The sequence below is a fragment of the Vibrio fujianensis genome, from assembly GCF_002749895.1.
Lineage (GTDB): Bacteria > Pseudomonadota > Gammaproteobacteria > Enterobacterales > Vibrionaceae > Vibrio > Vibrio fujianensis.
In genome coordinates, this window is sequence record NZ_NBUS01000039.1 from 59,338 (window position 1) to 64,426 (window position 5,089).

The window sequence follows — 5,089 nt, forward strand, 5'->3', positions numbered from 1 at the left end:
TGAGTTAGCTACTGGTTGAGATGGACTATGACGCCACTCACGAGAGTAGATGCTCACCTCTTTTTGCACACCGTCTTCGGTGTACTGCGACTCATCCTTACCTTGGTATAAGTTGAGGTCTGGATTAACCATCGCTAGATTAATAGCTTGGCCTTTCTTCTCCACCATCAACATAGCTGGTTTGTCTACACTCGCAATCACACCAAATTTGAACTCTGATTGAGCAAAAACAGCGTAGCCAGTGGTTCTGCTCGCACGGTCAAGGACCACGTGTGCTTTGCTATCTTTTTGCAGGACTCGGTAAGGAGCCGCCTTTTTATCATCCAAAGTGCTAGCAAAAGTCAGTAACTCTTTTTGTTCTGGATTGATTAGAACAGCGTATTCGTATCCCGCCTTGTTAGGCGCTTTACCATGATCAATCACAGCCGTGGCAAATTCACCCTCAGTTACAGAGCTGTTCTTTTGGTGTAGTGACTGCTGCTTCTGAGCCGCAACTTTGACGACGCTGTTACCCGGAACAAAATAAGCGTTACCATCTGGGTCGATGATTTGTTGGTGACCATTTCTGGTGGACTTCAACGCTGTTTCAGCCCCCTGGTAAGCATTACCGTTAACCAATATGGTATCGCGTGGAGAACGAATCGCATGTTGGAACAAAGTCGTTTGTGTTGGGTAGTCGTTTACCTTGGTCACAATATCGCTACCTAGGGCAACAATTCGGTTATCAAAGAAAAAGATCGACTTGTTAGCGCGAAAAGAGGCATCATATTTAGGGTGGCCTTGCAGCACCATGGCATACAAGCCATTTTTTCCATTAGAAACTGCGCCAGCATAGGTTTGTTCAGAGAACAACATCTCTTCTAAACCAGAGAAACGGTCAACGTTGAGTAGATGCGCTTCAACCTGCCCCATCGGAAGCTGGACTGCTGTCGTGCCTGGCCAACGGTTCCAATCCCAGCCATCATGGCTGAATGCACGCGTCTTACCGTCTGCATCCATGATCTCTAATTGACCATAGTTAATGTAACGTCCGTAGCGGTTTGCATTCGCATAGGATTCATGGCTGACTAAGTAACGGCTGAAACCGCGTACGGCAGCAACCCAGTCATCTCGGCGTTGAATGCCCATACTGGCATAGTTCATTGCCCAGTTACCCTGCGCGACAGAGCCCGCTTTAAAGCCTTTATCTAGCAAGAAACGACGGAATGAGTCATCTTTCATACCTTTGGTTAAACGCAGGTATGCCGATGCCATATCCGGGTCAATATCTTGTTTGCCGTCCGGTGTGCCAGCCATTGCCATGTGCTGGAACGGCTCAACAGAGATGCCTTCTTTACCCGTTGGGTGGCGGCCAGTAATGGACATTAATGTTAGCCCATCATTGCTCCATATTTCCGACATTGCGGTTGCTTTTTTCAGCGTTTCATGGGCATGAGTGTCGATCGCATATTTTGTGCGAGCTAACGCTTCAACTACAGGTGTCAGACCGGTTAGCGCTCCGTTACCATATGCTGGATAGTGTTGAGAGTGGTGGAAGATAGAACCATCTTGCTTAAAGCCTCCACTGAGACCATGAGAAGTTGAGATAGACTTAGACAGCCAGAAACCAAACTGTGCCAACAACATGTCTCGTTTTTCAGCGTCTTCTTGCATCAAGATGCTGTACAACATACCACGCAATTGCGTGTTCATGACATCAACGTTGAAGCTGGTCATCTCTTCTACTGGTCGGTAGATACGCCCTGCACCCGAGAACCATGCCATCATCTCAGTAACGTCTTTACTTAAGCCGTGCGCTTGCAATAGATCACGTGATAAGTAATGCGCCTGGAATAGCGCACGCAATGTATAACCAAAGTGATGCACAGTACCAACGCCACTCTCAGCGGTATAGCCTTGTGCTAATGCGTAGCGCGTTAATTTAACGTACTTATCAGTGAGATCCGCACGCGTGTTATCATCAAGTTTGCCTTGCAATGCTCGCGCAATATCGAGCATTAACTCACCATAGCGACGCAAATCGGCAGTATCAAAAACAACCTCAAAACCATTCTCATCAAGCAAACCACGATTTACGCCTTTGTCGAGGAACAGTTTCAATCGGTTTGAGTTATCAAGCCCTTCACCAACAATAACGCCATCCACCTCTTTCAGGTTATAAGAGGCGTATTTCTTTTCGATCTCAGCTAATTTTGCATGACTGTTACTTTGTGCTTTACCAAGTGCAAACGCATGCAATTTCTCATGAATATCAGCAATAGAACGAGGCGCCTTAGCGGATGATGTGACTTTTGCACTCTCATGCTGGCGATCTTGATATTGGTTGATAAAACCATAATAACGATGCAACGCTAACCAATGTTGGTTTGGCGCGGTATCGGCAGCTAAATTCACAAACGGGACTTGTGCGTCACGTGTAGCCCAGCGAGGATCAACAGGAATGCTCACCATCACCTGATCCAGGTAAATCGTTCCCTTATCTGCCATATCTGTGGTGTCAATCACCAACTGATCCATGGTTTCCGTTGCTTTACCTGTCATGTCTTCGAAAGGAATCATTAACTGACGCCAACCTTCGAAATCCATGTTTACATCAAAGTAGACTTGAGTTTTACCTGCCTCTTTGAATGAAAAACGCAATTGACCTTTGTTCGCTTTGGTATTGTAAATCCAAGTGGTAAAGGCACTGGTCGACTGGTCTTTACCGTTGGCTTCAAAGTGCTTGTAGCCAATTGGCTGGTTAAAAATGAGCTTACCTTTACGCTCAAATTCCCATTTAAGACCCGTATCACCGTCTTTACGGAAATCATTATTTAAGCTCAGCGTGCCTTTTTCCGCCTGAATGGGCGCAGGCATGCCTTGCTCAAAGAAATACATGTGTCCCGCAGGCTGTAAATAAGACGTAGTATCGATGTCTGCAGCCATGACCGCGCCACTTTGTAATGCAGAGAAGACAGTAAGTGGCAGGAGTTTAAGTGTCATTTTCATTTTCAATACAACCCACTAAATTAGAAAGAGTACGCCCCACGGCCGTAGAACATGGTCGTGTCTTGTGAATCACTCCAAGAGTACTGAGCACCGAGGTTAAATGAGAAGTTGCTTGCGGTTTCCCAGATGAAATCGACGTTGGTTTCATAGAAAGTGTCATCAAGTTGTGCAATTGGCGCTGAAAATTCATAACCACTATTAGCCAGACGACCTTTGGAGAAGGTGGTATGATCAAGCACTTCTTGTTTGGCTTTAAATTTCGCTTGTGCAGAGAAAATACCCAGGTTAGTGGAAATGCTGTTCGCGACTTCAACACCAACACCGAGATACAAGGCTTCATGCTCAAGTTTGTCAAAATCTTTCACTACTAGAGAATTATCGGCTTGATTTTCTTTATAACCATCCACGCGAACCAATTGGTAATTGGCGTAAACAGATGGAAGAACAGTAAAAGAACCAACGTAAAGTGGGTAGTACAAATCCGCACTCACACCGTAGTTATCACCACCAAACGTTGCATCTTCAGCGGTTGAACCTGAGTAAGAAGGAACACCATTCACATTGTGTTTGCTTAGGTAATCAGACCAACCAACAATACCTTGTGCTGAAATATATATGTCGTCAAATTTGAACAGACCATGCAAGGCCGCATAGTAATTTTCGATATCCAGCCTACGGCCAGTCAGACGGTTTTTCACGTCTGTTTTTTGTTGACTGAATGCTAACCCAACAATTGCATCACTTGAACGCATAAGATCGTAACCGAAGGCAATACCCGTGGATTCTGAGTTATAACCATCATAGCGATTGCTACCATCATTCGTCACATAGTGGCTTGAATCTGCCCCCAAAACCGATACCCACAAAGAAGTGTTACCGTAATCCCCTAAGATAAAGTCTGTGCCACGTTTACGTAAGGTATTGGAAAAGAGAGATTGTGATGACATTACGCTGTATAACGACGCCCCGCTGCGATCTGGACTGAGAGCACTCGCCAGCGCCGCCGCTTCTTCTTTAGTGGTTGCGGATTCTAACAACTGATAAAGCCCTGAGTTCCATGCCTGGTTTGCATTAACATACTCATACAGTGCTTTTAAGTTGTACACATCATAAGCATCAGCACCACCACTGGCAGCTAGTCCGGTTAGGTTATCAATATTGACGTTTGCTGAAACACTTGTTGTAAAGACAAAACCCATCGATGTAGCGAGTGTCAATTTGACTAAATTGCTCAACTTAGTGTTTTTGTTCATCGACATTCTTATTCACCCCTTGATGATAAGGCCATAGTTTTAAAGTTGCGGGGTGTCGTAGCCTTTACCCTCAACTTACGAAGATGTTCATTATATTTACAAACACTTTCGAAGTAAGTGATCTTGGTAAGGATTTCATATAAAAACTAGTAAAAAATCAAAAAAGAAAGGATTCGAAAAGAATAAATCACAAATAAACCACGCGCGAGGAGGAAAAGAAGGGACAGAAGTCACATTCTGAATTTTTCAGGATAACGCACTCAGATTCATACCCAGCGCAGCAAAACTAAAGAGAGATTTATATCCATACGTAACCATAAAAAAGTGCCGAACTTGCGTCGGCATCTTGAAGTTAGTTAACTATAAATTAGCTTAAGAAGTCTGGAACATCATTTTGTTCCCACTCGCGTAAGTGTTTTTCTAAGAAATCACCTTGCTTAAAGTCTTCCATACCATAAGGTAAGCGATTCTTTGTTGGGATCCATACTTTGAGTTTTTCAATCACACCTTTGTATTCTGACTGATTTGCCAGGTTGGTATGTTCATTTGGATCGACGTTGTGATCATACAACTCTTCAGAACCATCGCGATATTGAATGTAACGGTAGCGTTCATCACGCACGGCATGGTTTTTATATCCCCAAGTCATCACCGCTGGCTTATTTCGTTTAAAGTCAGGGTTATTAATGAAAGGGGTCAGGCTTAACCCTTCGTTGGAAGGCACTTCTGGCAAACCGCATAGTGATGTAATGGTCGGGTAAACATCAAGTAAGCTTACCGCTTCTGTATATTCCACACCTTGTGTCTGTTTCGGCATTTTAATTACTAAGGGAACATGAGTAGACTCT

At 44.3% G+C, this 5,089-nt stretch carries 3 protein-coding genes; all 3 read right to left on the minus strand.

Annotated elements, in window-relative coordinates:
- Nucleotides 1-2,982: chondroitinase family polysaccharide lyase (locus B7C60_RS05120; RefSeq protein ID WP_216639302.1), on the minus strand; the 2,982-nt coding region annotated here is incomplete at its 3' end.
- A gap of 26 nt (nucleotides 2,983-3,008) precedes the next feature.
- The gene (locus tag B7C60_RS05125; protein ID WP_099610729.1) at nucleotides 3,009-4,247 is read right to left on the minus strand and encodes an autotransporter outer membrane beta-barrel domain-containing protein; all 1,239 of its coding nucleotides are present in this window, start codon (nucleotides 4,245-4,247) and stop codon (nucleotides 3,009-3,011) included.
- A 361-nt stretch (nucleotides 4,248-4,608) separates the two neighbouring features.
- Nucleotides 4,609-5,089: sulfatase/phosphatase domain-containing protein (locus tag B7C60_RS05130; protein ID WP_216639303.1), on the minus strand; the 481-nt coding region annotated here is incomplete at its 5' end.